At 66.5% G+C, this 18508-nt stretch carries 10 protein-coding genes; 5 read left to right on the top strand and 5 right to left on the bottom strand.

What is annotated here, in order from left to right:
- Window positions 1-4: 4 nt before the first annotated feature.
- Together MB818_RS09830 and MB818_RS09825 are read right to left on the bottom strand one after the other, a co-directional pair.
- On the bottom strand, window positions 5-6430 hold the full coding sequence (locus tag MB818_RS09830) for a type I polyketide synthase (protein ID WP_238904940.1): 6426 nt from the start codon (window positions 6428-6430) through the stop codon (window positions 5-7).
- Between the two features lie 261 nt (window positions 6431-6691).
- The gene (locus MB818_RS09825; protein WP_238904938.1) at window positions 6692-8152 is read right to left on the bottom strand and encodes a hypothetical protein; all 1461 of its coding nucleotides are present in this window, start codon (window positions 8150-8152) and stop codon (window positions 6692-6694) included.
- A 180-nt stretch (window positions 8153-8332) separates the two neighbouring features.
- On the opposite strand from MB818_RS09825, the gene MB818_RS09820 reads away from it, so the two are divergent.
- Window positions 8333-9085 carry a WecB/TagA/CpsF family glycosyltransferase gene (locus MB818_RS09820; RefSeq protein WP_238904937.1) on the top strand — a complete coding sequence of 251 codons (753 nt, stop codon included), beginning with the start codon at window positions 8333-8335 and terminating at the stop codon, window positions 9083-9085.
- A 2-nt stretch (window positions 9086-9087) separates the two neighbouring features.
- Here the strand turns inward: MB818_RS09820 and MB818_RS09815 are convergent, their stop codons facing one another.
- Genes MB818_RS09815 through MB818_RS09805 form a run of 3 tightly spaced genes read right to left on the bottom strand, consistent with a single transcriptional unit; the run spans window position 9088 to window position 13236 of the window.
- On the bottom strand, window positions 9088-11187 hold the full coding sequence (locus MB818_RS09815; RefSeq protein ID WP_238904936.1) for an NAD-dependent epimerase/dehydratase family protein: 2100 nt from the start codon (window positions 11185-11187) through the stop codon (window positions 9088-9090).
- 7 nt (window positions 11188-11194) lie between these two features.
- On the bottom strand, window positions 11195-12160 hold the full coding sequence (locus MB818_RS09810) for a glycosyltransferase family 2 protein (protein ID WP_234139286.1): 966 nt from the start codon (window positions 12158-12160) through the stop codon (window positions 11195-11197).
- On the bottom strand, window positions 12157-13236 hold the full coding sequence (locus MB818_RS09805; protein ID WP_234177561.1) for a glycosyltransferase family 4 protein: 1080 nt from the start codon (window positions 13234-13236) through the stop codon (window positions 12157-12159). The genes MB818_RS09810 and MB818_RS09805 overlap by 4 nt, the downstream gene beginning before the upstream one ends.
- A gap of 215 nt (window positions 13237-13451) precedes the next feature.
- Here MB818_RS09805 and xylB point away from each other — a divergent pair, with 215 nt between their 5' ends.
- The 4 genes from xylB to MB818_RS09785 are packed head-to-tail and all read left to right on the top strand — an operon-like array spanning window position 13452 to window position 18454.
- Window positions 13452-14900, top strand: coding sequence for a xylulokinase (gene xylB, locus MB818_RS09800; protein WP_238904935.1), 1449 nt, complete (start codon window positions 13452-13454; stop codon window positions 14898-14900).
- On the top strand, window positions 14897-16201 hold the full coding sequence (xylA, locus tag MB818_RS09795; RefSeq protein WP_234177559.1) for a xylose isomerase: 1305 nt from the start codon (window positions 14897-14899) through the stop codon (window positions 16199-16201). Before xylB ends, xylA begins: the two co-directional genes overlap by 4 nt.
- Window positions 16194-17159: an aldose epimerase family protein gene (locus tag MB818_RS09790; RefSeq protein WP_238904934.1), complete on the top strand. Its 966-nt coding sequence runs from the start codon at window positions 16194-16196 to the stop codon at window positions 17157-17159. The genes xylA and MB818_RS09790 overlap by 8 nt, the downstream gene beginning before the upstream one ends.
- Window positions 17156-18454, top strand: a complete 1299-nt coding sequence (locus MB818_RS09785; protein ID WP_234237507.1) for a cytochrome c peroxidase — start codon at window positions 17156-17158, stop codon at window positions 18452-18454. The genes MB818_RS09790 and MB818_RS09785 overlap by 4 nt, the downstream gene beginning before the upstream one ends.
- Window positions 18455-18508: the final 54 nt, after the last annotated feature.

Genomic DNA, 18508 nt, shown 5'->3' with positions numbered 1-18508 from the left:
GGGATCACTCCGCCGCATGCGGCAGGGCGCCGGCGCTGTCGATGGCGTTGAGCTGGCCGCGCAGATGCTCGGCCAGGACCGAGACATTGGGCACCAGCACCATGCTGTCATGATCACCGGGCACCTCGATCACCTCGAGTTCCGCGATCCAGCGGCCCCAGTCGTTGTCGGGATAGACATAGTGACGCTCATGATTGACCCAGTTGCCGCCCGACACCTGCCAGAGCCGTTCCAGCGGCGGCCGGAACAGTACCGTCGCACCCTCCCATGGCCGCAGTGCGTAACCCGCAGCCGAGCGCAGGAAGGCGGCCTCGATCCGCGTGTTGTTGAAGGCACCGGCGCCGCCGTCCTGAACCGGGCCGCGCCTGCGCTGCACCTCCCAGGCAAAACGCGCCTTGACCCAATCGACCAGGTAGCGTGGTCCGCGCTGGCGGAACTGTTGCAACTTGATCAACGCCTTGTCGCGGCGGCCAAGGGATGGGCGCTGCGGCAGCGGGGTGTCGAGCAGTACGAGCAGCGCCACCTCTTCGCCCGCGTCACGCAGCTGTTGCGCGATCTCATAGGCGATGATGCCGCCGCCCGAGAAACCGCCCAGCAGATAGGGGCCATGCGGCTGTACCTGCCGCATCTCGGCGATATAGTCGCGCGCCGCCTCGGGGATGGTTTCATGCGGGGCATCCTCGCCCACCAGCCCGCGCGCCTGAAGGCCATAGACTGTCCGGTCGCGGCCCAGCATCAGCGCCAGATGGCGCAGGTTGAGCACATTGCCGAACATGCCGGCCACCACGAAGAACGGGCTGGCATGGCCAGCCGCCGCCTGATGCAGCGGCACCACATGGGTCAGCTTGGGTGCGGCGGCCTTGGCTGTTTCCGGGGTATCGCCCGCGCCGCTGCGGCCGAGCCGTGCGTCGATCCGCTCGGCAATGGCGGCGACGCTGGGTGCCTCGAACAGGAGCGAGATCGGGAATTCCACCGCAAAGGCGCGGTTGATCTGCGCAAAAAGGCGCACCGCGATCAGGGAATGGCCGCCTAGGTCAAAGAAACTGTCCTGGGTGCCGACCTTGCTGACCCCCAGAAGGGTTTCGAAGAACCCGGCCAAGGTCTTTTCCGTCTCGGTCGCGGGCGCCACATAATCGGTGTCCAACTCGGGTCGGTCAAAGCTCTGCCCGGTTTCCGCAGGGGCTGCGACCTGATCGGCCTCGGCGATCAGCCGGGGCAGGTCGAGCGAACTGACCACCAGTTGCGGCAGCCCGGTGCCCAATGCGCGCACCAGCGCCTCGGCGCCTTCCTCGGCGCGGATGCCCTGGGCGATGTTGTGGTGCAGGCGCTGTTCCTCGGGCGAGAGCGGCGTCGATTTCCGTGCGGGCTCCAGCCCCAGCGTGGCGGCATCCGCATCGGCGCGTTCGGGATCGCTCAGGTCGATGGTACCCGTCGTGCGCTGCATCTGGAACCCTTCGATCTCAACCAGAACGGCGCCCGAAGGATCGGTCAGGGTGATGTCGAAGGAGGCATGCCCCGCCACCGCGGCCTGATCGGGCGTCAGGCGCATCCAGCTGCGGATTTCGGCCGTCAGCGGCGCATGAACCCGGATCGCGCGGTAGGACACCGGCACCCAGAGCGTTTCGCCATCATAGCCAGCGGCCAGTTCGATGGCCCAGCCAGTGGCCAGGTCGAGCAGGCCGGGATGCATCCGGTAGCCTTTGTCGAGGTCGCCGCGATAGGCTTCGGGCAGGGCAAGCCGGGCCAGCCCCTCACCCGTACCGCGCGCGGTGGCGCGCAGCACCTGCCAGCGTGGGCCGAATTGCAGGTGCCGTTCCTGCGGACTGTGCAGCACCGTGTCGGGCGCGGCACTCTCTGCCTCGGGGCAGCGGCTGGCGATGGCGGCCAGGTCGAGCGGTTCGGCCTGTGCCTCGGGAGCGGGCACCAGCCGGGCCTGCGCGTTCTGGGCATAGCCGCCGCCGGGCAGCGCGCTCCAGACGGAAAAGGCGACGCCGTCCGGCGCGTCCTCCAGCCGGACCACCACCGCGCGCGGGGTGCCGTTCACCCTGAGCGGGCGGAAGAAATAGAGATCGCGGATGTCATAGGGATGGGTGATGCCCTGCGCGTGCAGCGCCTGCGCGGCCAGTTCCAGATAGCCGGTGCCCGGTAGCAGCGCGGTGCCATTGGCGGTGCGGTGTTCGTCGAATACCCAATCCTCGGCGCTCAGCCGCGAGACGAACAGGCGGTTGCCCGCCTCGTCAAACCCGGCCTCGTGCAGCAGCGGCAGCCCGGTCGGGCTGCGTTTGGTGTCGTGACCGGCGCCCAGCCGGGCGGCGCGGGCATCGGCGGCCATGCCGACATCGGCCCAGACCCCCCAGTTGACCGCGACCACGCGGGTTGCGCCGCCCTGCCGGCTGTCGGCAAAGGCGTTGAGATACTCGTTGGCGGCCACGTAATCGACCTGACCCGCCGGGCGGCTGGCGGTCGAGGACGAGGCACAGAGCACCATCAGTTCCAGCACCCCGTCGGGGAAGAGCTGGTCCAGCACCCGCAGCCCGGTCATCTTGGGCGACAGGACACGGTGCAGATCGGTCTCGGTCTTGGCCAATGCGGGGCCGTCCGCGATATGGCCCGCGGCATGGATCACGCCGGTAAGCGCGCCGAACCGATCCTCGGCCTCGCCCAGTGCACGGCGCATCTGGTCGATATTGGCCACATCGGCGGCAATCGCCATCACCTCGCCACGTTCCAGCGCCTCCAACTCGGCCAGGGCACGGATGCGACGGCTGGTACGGTCGGCGGGGCTGTGCCCGGACAGCCAGGCGACGCGGTCGGTGGGCAGCGGATCGCGCCCCAGCAGGATCACGTTGGCGCCGTGCTGGTCCATCAGGTGACGGGCCAGCGTCAGGCCGATACCGCCGAAACCGCCGGTAATCAGATAGGTGCCACCGTCGCGGAAGGTAGGTCCTGCGTCAGTCAGCGGCGCCGGGCGGTAACTGCGGCCAAAGCGCTTACCATCGCGCCGGGCAGCGATGGTGTTTCCGGGTTCAGCCAACAACTCTTCGAGCACCGCCGGGGTCAGGTCCTCGTCCTGTTCGGGTGCCGCACCGCGCAGTCGCGCCCAAAGCGGTGGGCGCAGACGGGCGGGCAGTTCGATATCGACGGTCGCGCAGGTCAGTCCCGGCATTTCATGCGGCAGCACCCCCATCGGCCCGGCGATGGTGGCCTTTTCGGGATAGGCCAGCCCCTCGTCGCGCAGCCGCGCCGCGCCCGAGGTAAAGGCGGTGATGTGCAGCGGTCCGGGCAAGTCCACCTGCCCCAGCGCCTGCGCCAGCCAGGTCAGACCAAAGAAGCCGTGTTCCATGTTGCGGTCATGAAAGCTGGAGCCGGGGCGGAACCGCTCGTCCTCGGTCACCAGCCAGAAATGGCCGATCCGGTCGGGCAGCCGCTGCTGCTCGGCCAGATCACGCAACAGCAGGTCATAGCCCATCCGCCCCTGTTCGGGCGCGAGCGTATAGCTGCCATCGGTTAGACGGGCATAACTGTCGCCCGAGCGGACGCGGGTGACATGATGCCCGACACCCTCAAGTCTTTGCGCGGCGGCCTCGGCCAGCCCGGTCTCGTCCATGAAAAACAGCCAGTTGCGCGGCGCGACCTCGGCCAGCTCGGTCGCGGTGTCGATGTCGCAATCGGCCAGACGCGGGCGCCAGACCGGACGCCAGCCCCACTGGGCAAGGTCGTCGCTGCGCGCGGGCAGGGCGCGCGGCGCCTCGGCCTGCCGGGTGCCGGGCTCGATGAAATAGCGGCTGCGCTGAAAGGCATAGGTCGGCAGGGGCAGGCGGTGGCGAAGCGCCTCGCCCCAGATCTGGGGCCAATCGGCTTCGACCCCGCAGGCCCAGAGCCGACCGATCACGCCCAGGAAATAGGCATCATCGGCAATGTCCTGATCGGGGTGGCGCAGGCTGCTCAGCACCTGGCCGGGCGACACGCCGGGCGACATCTGTGCCAGCGAACTCAACGCCTTGCCGGGACCCACCTCCAGGAACACCCGGTCGCGGTCCTCGGACAGGGCGTCGATGCAATCGGCGAAATGCACCGTGTTGCGCAGCTGTCCGACCCAGTAGTCGGGGCTGGTAGCCTCCGCCTCGGTCAGCACCGCGCCGGTGCGGTTGGACTGGATCGGGATTTGCGGCGCGCTCAGCGTCAGGCCGCGCAGGAAATCGCCGTACTCCTTCAGAATCGGCTCCAGCATCCGCGAATGGGCGGCAATGTCGATCTGGATGCGCTGATACTCGACCTCGCGGGCGCGCAGCGCCTCGGACAGCCGGTCCAGCGCCGCTTGCGGGCCGCTGACAGCGGTCAGGCGGGGGGCATTGACGCTGGCAATGTCCAGTTCCTCGCCGATCAGCGCCTGTACCTCGTCCAGCGGCAGCGAGATCGACAGCATGCCGCCCGGCGCCACGGTGTCAAACAGCCGTCCGCGCAGCAGCACCAGGTCGATGCAATCCTCGAACCCGATCACACCGGCCAGACAGGCGGCGGTATTCTCGCCCATCGAATGGCCCACCAGCGCTGCGGGCCGCACGCCCCAGCTGAGCCACAGCTGCGCCAGCGCATATTCCACGATCATGATCAGCGGCAGCTGCACCGAGGGCTGTTGCAGCCGGGCGTCGGCCTCGGCGGTATCGCCGTCGGGCAGCCAGATGGCGCGGATATCGTAGTCGAGGCTCTTTTGCAGATGCTCCAGCCCCCGGTCCATCCATTCGGCAAAGACCGGCTCGACCTCGTAGAGATCGCGCGCCATGCCCGCATATTGCGCCCCGCCACCGGGGAACATGAACACCACATCGGCCCCGGCCCCCAGCGCGTCATGGGTGAACACCCGGCGCGGGTCGCCCTGCTCCAGCAGGTCGGCGGCCTCAAGCGCGGTTTCGGCCACCAGCACGCGGCGTTTTTCGAACCCGCGACGACCCTCTTTCAGCGTATAGGCCACATCGGCTAGATTGACGTCCGGATTGGCGCGCAGCCAGCCTGCCAACGCCTTGGCATTGCCATCGAGCGCGGCGCGTGACCGGGCCGACAGGCACAGGATCTGGAACGGAAACTCGCTTTCGTCCGAGGCGGCGCGCTCGGGCGCCTCCTCCAGGATGACATGCGCGTTGGTGCCGCCCACGCCAAGGCTGTTCACCGCGCCCCGGCGCGGCCCCTTGTGCGGCGTCCAGTCGGTCAGCCGGTCATTCACCCGGAACGGGCTGGTCTCGAAATCAATCGCCGGGTTCGGCGCCTCATATCCCAACGACGGCGGGATCTGTTTGTGATGCAGCGCCAGCGCGGTCTTGGCAAAGCCCGCAACCCCGGCTGCGGTGTCGAGATGGCCGATATTGGTCTTGACCGAGCCGATCCTGCAAAATCCGCTCTCGGCGGTCTGTTCCCGGTACGCCTGGGTCAGGGCCGACACCTCGATCGGGTCGCCCAGATAGGTGCCGGTGCCGTGGCATTCGACATAGTCGATGGTCTCGGCGGGCACATCCGCCGCCTTCAGCGCGGCGCTGATCGCCTGTGCCTGACCGCCGACCGAGGGCGCCAGATATCCGGCCTTGTCGGCGCCATCATTGTTGATGGCGCTGCCCTTGATCACTGCCCAGATATGGTCGCCATCGGCCAGCGCGTCCTCGAGCCGTCGCAGCGCCACCACGCCCGCGCCCGAGCCGAACACGGTGCCCTGGGCCCGATGGTCGAAAGCGTGGCAATGGCCATCGGGGCTGAGGATTTCGTTTTCCTTGTAAAGGTACCCGCGCCCCTGCGGCAGTTCGATAGTCGACCCGCCCGCCAGCGCCATGTCGCATTCGCCCTCGCGCAGCGCCTTGCAGGCATAGTGGATCGCGACCAGCGAGGTGGAGCAGGCGGTCTGGATGTTGATGCTTGGCCCGTGCAGGTCGAACACATGGCTGACGCGGGTGGACAGGAAATCCTTGTCGTTGCCGGTGTGGCGCAACAGGAACATGCCCACGTCGTCGACCAGACCGGGGTTCGAGCAGATGTTGAAATAGAAATAGCTGCCCATGCCGCAGCCGGCATAGACGCCGATGGGTCCGGCGATGGTCTCGGGCGGGTGGCCTGCATCCTCCATCGCCTCCCAGGCGGTTTCCAGGAATTGCCGGTGCTGGGGGTCGAGGATGGCCGCCTCTTTTGGAGAGAAGCCAAAGAAATCGGCGTCGAACCGGTCGAACCCGTCCAGCGGCGCCGCCGCGCGCACATAATTCGGATCAGCCAACCGGTCGGGGCGCTCGCCCGCTTCTAGCAGCGCCTTGTCATCAAGCGGTTGGATCGACTCGATCCCCGCCCTAAGATTGCGCCAGAATTCTGCCGCCGACTGGGCGCCGGGAACATGGACGGACATGCCGACAATGGCTATGTCATCCTGTTCGAACTTTACTTCACGCGTTGCCATGGCCAGACCAAACGATCCCGTTCGTTCATTTCAGCCCGCCTACCCGCGCTCAACTTAGAGAGAGCGGTTTGGGGTCGAAAGCCTCGAATTTTACTTTTCTTACCTGAGTTATGCTTAACCATCTGTATTTGTGACACAAACTTTAACGGGTTTCGAATGTGTTTGCTGCAGCTTTGCGAACAAACCCGTTTCTTTCTGGTTTTTGTGGCCTGAATGAGGACGATTGTTGATCAATTGAGGCGGAACCACCGATCGGGTCTGTCACAACACGGGCCGAGCTTCATCAGCAGGCATATGCCCGCCAAAGACCGTCGCATTCTCTCTCGGGCTAGGCAAAGGTCGCTTTAGCGGGCGCCGCAATTGTTCTACGTACCCCAGCACCGCCCCAGCGCAGAGCCAAGTGAAGGGTGTCAGAGTGTCATTCAGCAGCATGTCGGTCATCGTGGCGGCCAGAATCAAGACCAGCGGTGCGGCGAAATCCGAGATCTCGGCAGAGTTTGCCTTGCGAGATTGCCTGGCCATCATGATGATTGGTGCGGCAAGAAGGCCCATCTTTGCAATATACCCGACCCAGCCAAAGGTCCCGAAGGCGATGATCCATGCGCCGTCAGGAATGCTGACTATCTGCCCGGTCTGGCCATCCAGGACCAGATTGCGATTCCAACCTCCCCATCCGAACCAAGGTTTCAGATGCGCCCGCTCCAACAACTGCTCCTCGTTGGTGAAGCGGAACTCCAGAGATTGTGCGCGCTCGGTGCTGATCGCGGCTGCGCGTTCAAGAATGGCATCCAGCGGTATCGCTCCGATATTGCGCAGCGCCGGATAGGCGATCGCCAGCGCGGCAATTCCTAGCGCGATGCGCAGCACCGTGTTGTGACGTAGGAACAGCAGGACCGGCGACAACGCCAGACCATAGCCCAGCGCCGCGAGGCTCTTGCAGGCGTTGAGAACCAGCAGCAAATAGACCAGCGCGGCGGTCCAGCGCTCGCGGTTCTTGCCGTGACTGTGCCGTATCAGTGCCGTGGCAGATAGCACGGCGGTCGTCATGAAGAAGGCCAACCAAAGCCCGTGGGGCAGGAACACGATTGGACGGAAACCACCTTCGCGGATCATCTGGTTAAAGTCGTGCTGGAAGAAGCCGTAGACGTAGATGTTCAGCACCGGGGCGAAGATAATCTCGAAGATCGACGGTAGCGAATAGGCCAGTCCTGCTGCCGCCATGGCCAGCACGAGATTGCGTAACCCGGCCTCGTCCGCCAGATGCGCGCGTCCTAGGAAGAACGGCAACAAGATGATCAACTGGCTTAGAATAATCGACAAGATGTCGCGTAGCCCCATGCCTGGCACGTAGTTGGTAAAGAACCGTATCGGCTCGGCCTGCAGCGCCATCTCAAAGATCAGCGGTTCGCGATTGGTCAGCACTGTAGGCACCGCACACAGGACAAAGCTGAAAAGCAATACCCTTACCGGCCAACTGTCGGGCAGAAGCGGTATCCGTTTGCGCGCGACAAAAAGACAGGCGAGGAAGGTGGCGACCGAGGCGATGGAATCCTTGTTCATCGACGGCACTAGGGGCAGGTCGAACTCGGCCACCGGGGGCAGAATAAGATAGCCCCCCAGGATGCCCCAGATGATGGCGCGTTGCAGCGGCAGGCGCGTGAACAGGAACGCGCAGGCAATCGGCCACAGCATCAGCATCAGATAGGCGACGGGATTGGGCATCTGCTCCTGCCTTGTGGGTCGCATGTGGATGGGCAAGCCTATCAGGGCTCGGCCCGCTTGTCCCGGGGGTAGCGCGCGAATGCGGCGATCCGGTGGCAGGATCGGATCGCTTTCGCAGCAGGGGCTGGCCTGAGGACGCGTCGGCGGCTAATCAAGGCGGGGGCAGTCGGAGGCAGGTCGATGGAATTCAGTTTTGGCGAGGACAAGGTGACGGTCAACATGCCGACCCGCGACGCCCTGATGGGCGAGGTGGGGCGCCGGTTTCGCGCGGGCGAGGGGTTTGCGCTGGCGACGATCAACCTCGATCATCTGGTCAAGCTTGGCAGCGACCCTGTCTTTGCCCGTGCCTATGCCGGGCAGGATCTGGTGGTGGCCGATGGCCGGCCCATCGTGGCGCTGGCGCGGCTGGCGCAGCGCCCGGTCGAGCTGATGCCGGGATCGGACCTGGTGCGCCCGCTTTGCGCGCTGGCTGCGGCCGAGCGGGTGCCAGTGGCGCTTGTGGGCAGTTCTGAGGTGGCGCTGGGGGATGCCAAGCGCGTGCTCGAGGCCGAGACGCCGGGGCTGGAAATCACCTGGACCCATGCCCCCGAATACGGGTTCGATCCTGAGGGTGCGGCGGCAGAGGCGATCCTGAAGGAACTGGCCACGCGGCGTATCGGCCTGTGTTTCTTGGCGCTGGGCGCCCCCCGGCAGGAACGGCTGGCGCTGCGCGGACGGGCCTTGGCTCCGGGCGTTGGCTTTGCCTCGGTGGGGGCGGGGCTTGATTTCCTGGGCGGTCACCAGCGCCGGGCGCCGCTGTGGATGCGGAAACTGGCGTTGGAATGGCTGTGGCGGATGTTGACCGATCCGCTGCGCCTTGCGCCGCGCTACGCGCGTTGCGCGGCGATCCTGCCCGGTCACATGGTGCGGGCGCTGCGGTTGCGCGGGCGCTAGGCTCAGAACCCCAGCAGCCCGGCCTGGTCCACAGCACCTGTCAGAAATGTGTCGGCGTCGCTGACCGGTTGCCAGCCCAGCGCGGCTTGTGCGCCCGAGATGTCGAACCGGCTTTGATGCGCGCGCGATAGCCAGTCGGCGCGCGAGGGGCGGGTCAGCCCGCTGCGCCCCAGAACCCGGGTCTTGAGCTGGAACTTGACCCAGTCGGCGGCATACATCAGCGACAGGTTGCCGCCGCTCACCCGGATACGGGCGCCCAGCCGGTCATGGATGGCGTCGAAATAGTCGCGCGCGCTCAGGATCGGCGGGCCGACCAGGTTGAAGGCGCGGCCTTCGATCCCTTTCGCCTCGGCGCAGCGGGTCAGCCCGTCGACGCAATCGCCGATCAGCACAAAGGGTAGCGGGTTGCGCCCGTTGCCCCACAGCCGCACCGCCCCGGCGCCGTGCCAGCGCCCGATCCCCCAATGTTGCAGCGGCCCGCCCGCGCCCAGCACGATACCGGGCCGCGCGATCACCAGCGGCAGGCCGCTCTTGCGGTGCAGTGCCATCAGGCGGCGTTCGCATTCGGCCTTGGAACGGGCGTAGAGGTTGCGCTCGTCCATCAATTCGGGCAGCGGCGTGGCATCTGTGATCGTCGCCGCTGGATCGGACATGTCGAAACTGGCGATGGTGCCGGTATAGACCAGCCGCCGCACCCCTGCCGACAGCGCCGCCTTGCCGATACCCTCGGCCACGGCGACGTCGTTTTGCAGGCAATCCTCCCAATTGCTGTCGGTGGATCGGGCAAGGTTGTAGACCGTGTCGATCCCCGCCATCGCTTGGGCCAGCCCGTCTGTGTCGCGGAGCGATAGCGAGACCGTCTCGATCTGATCGGGCAGATCGGCAAACGGTCCCTGCCGCCCGCGCGAGATCACCCGCACATCGTTGCCGCGCGCCACCAGTTCGCGGGTCAGCGCCCGGCCGATGAAGCCGGTGCCACCGATCACCATCGCGCTGGGCGCCGGTTTGCGGCTGGGTTTGGCGGGCACCGGCGTGGGCCAGTCCACCTTTGCCAGCACCGCATCAAGTGCTGTCATCACCGCCACGGCGGAACTGCCCGACCAGCGCGGATCGGCGGGGGCATTCTGCGCCACAGGCTCCCAGATGCCCTGGGCGAGGCCGCGAAAGCTGAGCGCGTAAGGCGATTTGCGATTGAACGAGGTCAGGTGTCGGGCCGCGTTTGTGCTGCCCTGGGTCAGGTGCTGACCGGCCAGCGACAGCTGGCGCAGCAGCGGGTTCGCCACCAGATCGGCGGTGTTCTCGGCGTCGATGATCAGCGTGTCGGCGGCCAGGTCCAGCCGCGCCCGCGCCGAGGACCCGCGGATCGTCACCGAGCGGTCATCGGCGGTTTCAACCAGCGACAGGATCAGCACCAGTTCGACCTCGCCCGCCCGTGCCAGGATACGCCAGCCCTGCGGCCGGGTGCCCGCGCCGGGCAGCGCCACCGGTTTGGACAGCGCGACATGTTCGATCTCGGGCAGGCCGAACAGGTCGATTACCAGGCTGATCAGATGCGGACCGAATTCCAGCATCAGGTTGCGCGTGTCGCGCAGCGGCCAGATGCCGAACGGGCCCGCGCGCAGGGGGCCGAACGGATAGCACCAGCGGATCTCGGCGCCCGAGACGCGGCCCAGCGCGCCGCGCCGGATCTCGCGTTTCAGCCGTGTGTACGACGGCAGGCCAAGGAAGTTGTGGCCCGCGTGAAAGCGGCGGTTCGCGGCGCGCGCGGCATCCTCGATCTCTTGCGTCTGAGCGGCGTTCAGCGCCACCGGTTTCTCGACCAGAACATGCAGGCCCGCGCGCAGGCATTGCAGCGCCAGCGGATGATGCAGGTCGGGCGGCGTCAGGATATGCACCCCGTCGCACAGACCAGCGCCGATCAGGTCCTCCAGATCGCCAAAGGCACGCGCGCCATGGGCGGCGGCCAACCCCTCGGCCAGGTCCAGATTGGGGTCGCAGACGGCAGTCAGTTCGACACCCGGCACCGCGCGCAAGGCATCCGCGTGCCAGGCGGCGATATAACCGGCGCCGATCAGTCCGATGCGGAGGGGGGACGTGGTCATGACACTCTCACTGATACTCGATGATCCGGGGGCGGCGGCGCGCAAGGTGCGTCAGCCAGTATTTGCCCATGCCGATCAGGTTGGGGAACTTCGACAGGGTCAGCAGCAGCGCCTGTTTGCGGGCCTCGGCGGCGGGCATCCCCTCGGCGCGCAAGCCCTTGGCGCTGCGCAGCCAAGACAGCGCATAGAGCAGCACCACCAGCACCGGCACCGCCGGGCCCTTGGCGGCGCCAACCAACGCAATCACCGGCAGGACAAGGCCCCAGGCCAGCACCCGGCGTTGTTCGGTACGAAAATGTCCGGGGTGACGTAGGCCAACTTGTGCAAAGCCATGGCCTGCACGAACGGCACGTCGCCACCATTGTGCAAAGTGGGTCATGGCGGCGTCATGCCGCGTCATCTCCAGCGGCAGGCGTTCCAGCTGCCAGCCGGCGCGCGCCAACCTGAGGCAGAAATCGTCATCCTCGGCGGCGATCACCGTGGGGTCGAACCCGCCTGCTTGCGCAAAGGCCTTTGCCCGGACCATCATGTCGCCGCCGCAGGCCACGATCGGCCCGGCGGGGCGGCGCCATTCATGGTCGCAGATGCGGTTGTAAAGGCTCGCCTCGGGCGCGATTTCCGAGCGCCAGCCGGTGACAAGGCCCAGCGTGTCGTCCTGGCTCAGCCGCGCCTCGGCAGCGGCCAGCCAGCCCGGAACCAGCGCGCAATCGCCGTCGATGAACTGTACAAAGGGGGCCGGGTCCGTTGCCTGTGCGGCCTCGAACCCCGCATTGCGGGCGCGGGCGGCGCTGAAGGGGATGGACATGTCCAGTTCCACCACCAACGCGCCCGCGGCGCGGGCGGCGGCGACGCTGCCATCGGTCGAGCCGGAATCCACATAGATCAGGCGGCGGGCCTGACCGCGGGCGGAGTGCAGGGCGCGGATCAGCCGCTCTCCCTCGTTACGGCCGATGAGAACAAGATCGACGCTCATGATCGGCCCTCGTCGCTCAGCACCGCTTCCAGCAGGTCGCAGGAATGGTCCCAGCTTTGCCCCTGGGCAATCTGGTGATTGCGCGCGGACATTGCGCGCCATTCGCCATCGGGCAGCGACAGGATGCGTGCGGCGCCCTCGGCCAGGGCAGCGGCATCCCCCACATCGGCTAGAAAACCGGTCACCCCCGGTTCGATCAGGTCCTCGGCGGCGCCTACGCGGGTCGAGACCAGCGGCGTGCGGCAGGCCATCGCCTCGAGCAGCGGCAGAAAGAACCCCTCGGCGGTGCTGGCACAGAGGAACACGTCGCAGGCGGCATAGATGTCGCGGATCCGGTCCTGCGCGGGGCGCAAGTGATAGTCAGCACCAGGGGGGAGCGGCATATCCGGCGCCACCGGTTCGGCGCCAAAGGCCACCACATGCAGGTCGGGGAAGCGTTGCCGCAGCAGGGCAATCGCGGCCAGCGCGGTTTCCGACCCCTTTATCGGATGTGGGCTGTAGAGAAACCCGACCGTGGGACGGGTCGCCTTGCCCCGTTCAGGTGCGTGGAACTGGGTCAGGTCGATGCCATTGGGCACCAGCCGCGCGTCGCTGCGGCCATAAGTTTGGCGCAGAATCCCGTCCAGCCAGTTCGAGATCACGATGGGGGTCAGCGGCAGGTAATAGGTGGCGCGCGAGATCTGCCAGGGCAGGAAATCATGCACCTCGTGATGCTGGATCAGATAGAACTTGCGCCCCTTTTCGGGCGGCATCGCGGCGGCGGCAAAGGCGGTCTCCCACCAGGTCGCCACGATCGCGTCCGCATCCGGGATCTCATCCGGGTCGATTTGGAAATCGGCCCGCGCGGTTTCGATCACCGGCAGGTCCAGCGTGTCGAGATGGCCGGGTGGCTCTGGCGGGTTGGGGGTCTGTCCGCGCAACAGCGCGCGCAGTTTCTGCCGGCGGCTTGGCTGTGCCCGGGCCGGAGTGACGATGGTCACCTCATGTCCGCGCGCTTGCAGCATGCGGGCATAGATCGCAATCACGCGCAAGCCGCCCGAAAGATTCGAGCGTGGGCTGAGAAACGTGATGCGCACCGGGTCTGCTCTCCTTGGTCTGATCCGCGCGGATTGCCCTGTCCTAGCATGGGTGCGGGCAGGGGTATGGCAAAATCTCTCTTTGCGCTTCGATATCGTTGCCGGGGTACGGTTTTGCGACGCGACTGTGACCAATCCGGGGCAAGGCGGCATTCTTTTTAATTTGACACCAAAATTAATTCGCGCAAAGCTCTGGCAACAGCTGGGGAGGCAACATGTTCATAGGGCTCGATCTGGGCACATCGGGGGTGCGCGCGGTACTGGTGCGACCGGATGGCAGCGTGCTGGAGAGTGCCGAGGCCGGCTTGCAGGCAAGCCATCCGTATCCGGGTTATAGCGAGCAAGCGCCCGCCGACTGGGTCGGGGCGGCGCGTTCGGCGCTGGTTTCGCTGGCGCAGCGCCATCCGCTTGCGATGGAGCGGGTCGAAGGGGTGGGCCTGTCGGGGCAGATGCATGGCGCGGTGCTGCTGGATGAGACGGGCGCGGTTATCCGGCCCGCGATCCTGTGGAATGACAGCCGCAGCTTTGTCGAGGCGGCCGCGCTGGACGCGGCGGAGGCGGTACGGAACCTGTCCGGCAATATCGTCTTTCCCGGCTTCACCGCGCCTAAGCTGGCCTGGCTGGCTCGGCATGAGCCTCAGTCTTTCGCCCGGGTGGCCAAGGTGCTGCTGCCCAAGGATTATCTGGCCTATTGGCTGACAGGCGAAATCGGCACCGAGATGTCCGACGCCGCCGGAACCGCCTGGCTGGATGTGGGCGCGCGCACCTGGTCCGACCGGTTGCTCGAGGCGGGCGGCATGCGCCGCGACCAGATGCCGGACCTGCGCGAGGGGACCGGGATTGTCGGGCCGGTGCGCCGTGACCTCGCCGCAAATCTGGGCCTGCCCGGTGGCGTGCAGGTGGTGGCGGGCGGGGCCGACAATGCCGCCGCCGCCTGCGGCGTGGGCGCATTGGCCGAGGGCGACGGCTTTGTCTCGCTGGGCACCTCTGGCGTTCTGCTGGCGGCGCGAAACGGGTTTTACCCGGACCCTGCCAGCGCGGTGCATACCTTCTGCCACGCGGTGCCGGGGCGCTGGTACCAGATGGGCGTGATCCTGGCCGCGACCGACAGCCTGAACTGGCTGGCCCGGATCACCGGCGCCGAGCCCGCGACCTTGACCGCCGAGTTGGGCGCGCTTGGCGCGCCCGGTCCCGTGCGGTTCCTTCCCTATCTCTCGGGCGAGCGGACCCCGCACAACGATGCCGCCATACGCGGCGCCTTCCTGGGTCTCGACATCGCCCAGACCCGCACCGACCTGACCCGCGCGGTTGTCGAAGGCGTGAGTTTCGCCCTGCGCGACAGTCTCGACGCGCTGCGCGCCACCGGCGCCGAACTGCCGCGCCTTCTGGCGGTCGGTGGCGGTACCCGCTCGCGCTACTGGGTGGAACTCTTGGCCACCGTGCTGGGCCTGCCGCTCGACCTGCCCGAACAGGGCGATTTCGGCGCAGCGCTTGGCGCCGCGCGCCTGGCCATCTGCGGCGTCACCGGGGCCGACCCGGAACAGGTGATGACCCGCCCGGCAATTGCCGAAACCATCGACCCGCGCGCCGACCTACTGGACGCCTATGCACAGGCCCATGCCGATTTCGCCGCCACTTACCCCAAGCTGAAAGTCCTGCCATGACAGAGTTCTTCGCCGATATCGCCCCCGTCCGTTTCGAAGGACCGGACAGCACTAACCCGCTGGCCTTTCGCCACTATGACCCCGACGAAATCGTCATGGGCAAGCGGATGGAGGATCACCTGCGCTTTGCCGTGGCCTATTGGCATTCCTTCGCCTGGGAGGGGAACGACCCGTTCGGTGGGCAGACCCTGATCCGGCCCTGGCAGCCGCAAGACGACATGGCGCGCGCCAGGGTCAAGGCCGATGCGGCGTTCGAGATGTTCGATATCCTGGGTGTGCCCTATTTCTGCTGGCACGATGCCGATATCCGTCCCGAAGCAGCGACATTTGCCGAAAGCTTGAGGAATTTCGAGGAAATCATCGACTATTTCCTTGCGAAAATGGAAAGCCGCAAGACCCGGCTTCTATGGGGTACCGCAAACATGTTCAGCCACCGCCGCTGGATGGCGGGTGCTTCGACCAACCCCGACCCGGACGTGTTCGCCTATGCCGCGGCGACCGTCAAAACCTGCATGGACGCCACCCACCGGATGGGCGGGCAGAACTATGTCCTCTGGGGCGGGCGCGAGGGGTATGAAACGCTGCTCAACACCGATATGGGGCGCGAGCTGGACCATATGGGCCGGTTCCTGAATATGGTCGTGGATTACAAGCACAAGATCGGCTTCAACGGCGCGATCCTGGTCGAGCCGAAACCGCAGGAACCCTCGAAACATCAATATGATTTCGACGCCGCCACCTGCATCGGCTTCCTGCGCAAATACGGGCTTGAGGGCGAGGTGAAGCTGAACCTAGAACAGGGTCATGCGATCCTGGCCGGGCATTCGTTCGAACACGAGATTGCGGTGGCTGCGGCCGAGGGCATGCTGGGCTCCATCGACATGAACCGCAACGATTACCAGTCGGGCTGGGACACCGATCAGTTCCCCAACAACGTGCCCGAGGTGGCGCTGTGCTATTACCACATCCTGCGGGCGGGCGGGTTCACCACCGGCGGCACCAATTTCGACGCCAAGCTGCGGCGCCAGTCGCTCGATGCAACCGACCTGATCGCCGCCCATGTGGGCGGCATGGATATCTGCGCCCGCGGGCTGAAAGCTGCCGCCGCGATGATCGAGGACGGGGGGCTGGAGGCCGCGCTGCGCGACCGCTATGCCAGGTGGGACAGCGACCATGGGCAGGGCATCTTGGAAAGCGATCTGGACAGCCTCTTTGCCCGCGTGCTGGCGGGCGAGATCGCCCCGCAACCGCGTTCGGGCCGGCAGGAGATGCTGGAAAACCACGTGAACCGCTTTGTCTGACAGGGGCGGCATCCGTCGGCACGCGCTGGAGGACGGCGACGTCTCGGTCGCGATCCTGAACCGGGGCTGTATCACCCAGGACTGGCAGGTGCCGCTGCGTGGCACCCGGGTGCCGGTGGTGCTGGGATATGCCGACCCTGCGGACTATGCGCGGAACCCGCGCAGCCTGGGGATCATCGCGGGCCGGGTGGCCAACCGCATCTCGGGCGCGGGCTTCACGCTGGACGGGGTGCGGTACGACCTGCCCGCCAACGAGGCGCCGAACCATATCCACGGCGGGCCTCAGGGGCTGCATGCGCGCCTGTGGGACATGGAGGCGGACGGCCCCCGCGCCGTGCGCCTGACACACGTGTCCACACATGGCGAGGGCGGATACCCGGGGCGGCTCGACCTGACGGTGACCATCCGTCTGGAGGGGGACGCGCTCATCTATGACATGGCGGCGACCAGCGACCGGCCGACCTTGCTGAACCTGGCACAGCATTCCTATTATTCGCTGGGGGCCGAGACCTGCCGCGATTTCCACGTGACCCTGCCCGCCAGCCGCCATACCGTCAACGATGCGGCCAAGATCCCGACCGGAGAGATTGCTCCGACGACGGGGCAACCTTTCGATTTCCGCAACGGGCGGCGCATCTCCGAGGCGGACCCGGACGGGCAGGGGCTGGACATGAATTTCGTGCTCGACCGGGGGCAGGCGCGGGTGACCGGTAACGGGCTGGCGCTGGAGATCGAGACCGATCAGCCCTGCCTGCAACTCTATACCGGCCAGTACCTGACCGCAGAGCACACCCCGCTGCCGGGCCAGCGCCACGCACCTTTTGCTGGCCTCTGCCTGGAACCACAGGGCTATCCCAACGCGGTGAACACGCCGGGTTTTCCTTGTCCTCTGGTCACCCCCGAGCACCCCTATCGCCAGCGCACGACAGTACGCATTTACCAGGAGGACGCGGCATGAAGCGGCTGATCGCGCTGCTGAGCATCGCGGCCGGTCCGCTGCTGGCCGATCCGCTGCCGCGCGCCGATGCGGTGTTTACCGAACCCGGGATGGACGCGGTACGGCTGGGGCAGCTTCTGTTCTATGACCCAATCCTCAGCGGCAACCGGACTGTCGCCTGCGCCAGTTGCCACCATCCGCGGTTTGGCACCTCGGACGGGGTGTCGCTGGGCCTCGGCGACGGCGCGCTGGGGATCGGCCCGGACATGCGCCTCGACCCGGAGAACCCGCCGGAACAGCGCATCCCGCGCAACGCGCCAGCGCTCTTCAACCTCGGCGCCGAAGAGTTCACGCATTTCTTTCACGACGGACGCCTGGAAAGCGATCCGACCCGCCCCTCGGGTATCCGAACACCGCTGGGCGCGGATATGGAGATGGGCTTTGCCTCGGCCCTGTCGGCGCAGGCGATGTTCCCGGTGCTGTCGGGCGACGAGATGGCCGGGCATTACTCTGAAAACGACGTGGCCCAGGCGGTACGGCGCGGGATGCTGACCGGCCCCGGCGGGGCCTGGGCGATCCTGGCGGCGCGCATAGAGGCGATCCCGGACTATCGCCGCGCCTTTGACGCGGTGATCGGGCCGCGCCCGGTGACATTTGCCGATATCGCCAATGTGATCGCCGATTTCATGGTGTTCGAATGGCGCGCCGATGACAGCCCCTTTGACCGCTATCTGCGTGGGCAGGGCGACCTGCCCGAAGCGGCCAAAGCGGGGATGGACCTCTTCTATGGCAAGGCGCAATGCGCGTCCTGCCACGCGGGCCAGTTCCAGACCGATCACGGGTTTCACGCCATCGCCATGCCTCAGATCGGTCCGGGCAAGGCGGCCCGTTTCGAGCGCCACAATCGCGATATCGGGCGGATGCGGGTAACGGGCGATCCGGCCGACGCTTATGCCTTCCGCACGCCCTCGCTGCGCAACGTGACCGCAACCGCGCCCTATGGGCATAGCGGCGCCTATGCCAGCCTGCGCGCGGTGGTCGAACACCATCTGGATCCGGTGGCCAGTCTAGAGGCTTATGATTTTGCGTCGGCGCTCTTGCCGGGGGGTGGTTTCGCCAGCGACCGGGCGGTTCTGGACGATCCGGTCGAGATGGCGGCGATTGCCGACGCGAACCGGTTGGAGCCGATCGAACTGAGTGACGGGGAGGTCGATGCCCTGCTGGCCTTTTTCGATACGCTGACCGATCCGGTGGCGTTGACCGGGCGCCTTGGCATTCCGGATAAGGTCCCCAGCGGTCTCAAGGTGCCGCGATAGATTTTTCGACGAAAAATCTATGCCTCCGGCGGGAGTATTTTTGGCGAAATGAAG

The sequence above is a fragment of the Ruegeria alba genome (assembly GCF_022321465.1).
GTDB classification, from domain to species: domain Bacteria; phylum Pseudomonadota; class Alphaproteobacteria; order Rhodobacterales; family Rhodobacteraceae; genus Ruegeria_B; species Ruegeria_B alba.
This window is presented reverse-complemented; position numbering and strand designations above follow the sequence as displayed.

Coding starts and splice junctions, on each gene's coding strand:
- MB818_RS09815 (WP_238904936.1), bottom strand. CDS start 11,187: ATGACCACGTCCCCCCTCCGCATCGGACTGATCGGCGCCGGTTATATC.
- xylB (WP_238904935.1), top strand. CDS start 13,452: ATGTTCATAGGGCTCGATCTGGGCACATCGGGGGTGCGCGCGGTACTG.
- xylA (WP_234177559.1), top strand. CDS start 14,897: ATGACAGAGTTCTTCGCCGATATCGCCCCCGTCCGTTTCGAAGGACCG.
- MB818_RS09810 (WP_234139286.1), bottom strand. CDS start 12,160: ATGAGCGTCGATCTTGTTCTCATCGGCCGTAACGAGGGAGAGCGGCTG.
- MB818_RS09825 (WP_238904938.1), bottom strand. CDS start 8,152: ATGCCCAATCCCGTCGCCTATCTGATGCTGATGCTGTGGCCGATTGCC.
- MB818_RS09820 (WP_238904937.1), top strand. CDS start 8,333: ATGGAATTCAGTTTTGGCGAGGACAAGGTGACGGTCAACATGCCGACC.
- MB818_RS09830 (WP_238904940.1), bottom strand. CDS start 6,430: ATGGCAACGCGTGAAGTAAAGTTCGAACAGGATGACATAGCCATTGTC.
- MB818_RS09785 (WP_234237507.1), top strand. CDS start 17,156: ATGAAGCGGCTGATCGCGCTGCTGAGCATCGCGGCCGGTCCGCTGCTG.